General features: G+C 76.5%; 2 protein-coding genes. Both read right to left on the minus strand.

Going from position 1 to position 727, the window contains the following annotated elements:
* The coding region (locus ACI78Z_RS25000; protein ID WP_457039235.1) for a (2Fe-2S)-binding protein at positions 1-535 on the minus strand (535 nt) is incomplete at its 3' end.
* Positions 532-727, minus strand: a 196-nt coding sequence (locus tag ACI78Z_RS25005) for a sarcosine oxidase subunit delta (RefSeq protein WP_457039236.1), incomplete at its 5' end; no start/stop codon positions are given. The genes ACI78Z_RS25000 and ACI78Z_RS25005, both read right to left, overlap by 4 nt.

Here is a 727-nt window from a genome sequence, read left to right on the forward strand (position 1 = left end):
CCGCGCCCGCGACCCACTCCAGGGCGGGGGCGCCGTCGAGGACGTCGTCGGTGCCGAGCAGCGCGCCGCCGGCCTCGGACTGCTCGTCCACCAGCGCGACGCGGGCACCGGCCCGCGCGGCGGTCAGCGCGGCGGCCAGCCCGGCCGGGCCGGCCCCCACGACGAGCACGTCGACGTGGTGGTGCACGGCGTCGTACCGGGCGGAGTCGGGGACGTCCGCCAGCCGGCCCTGGCCGGGCAGGCCGCGGGCGACCAGCCCGTCGTGGAGCTCGACGGTGGTCGCCAGCAGCATCGGCTCGGGGAAGGGCTCCTCGATCTGCACCAGGCCGCCCGGGTCCTCGGCCCAGGCGCCGGCGATGCCGCGCGGTCGGCCGAGCTTGACGCTGGTGGCGACCTGGTGCCGGCCGTTGGCCAGGAGCGCCGAGGCCAGGGTGTCGCCGGGGTGCCCGGGGAGGGTCTGCCCGTCGAAGGTGAACTCGACGGTGGTCGCGCGGTCGATGCGGCCACCCTCGGGGGCGCGGAACGGGCTCGTCATGGCGCTGTGCTCCTGCGTGACCTCGCGAGCTCGGTCGCGAGCGGCTTCGGGTCATCGAGGCGGTAGACGGCCTCGAAGCGGTAGGTGGCGGTGTCGCGGATCGCGTTGAACCAGCGGCGGCAGCCGGCGCTGTGGCTCCAGCGCTCCGCGAAGCGGCCCTTGGGGTTGTCGCGGAAGAAGACGTAGTGCGCC

The organism is Geodermatophilus sp. SYSU D01176, from assembly GCF_054050015.1.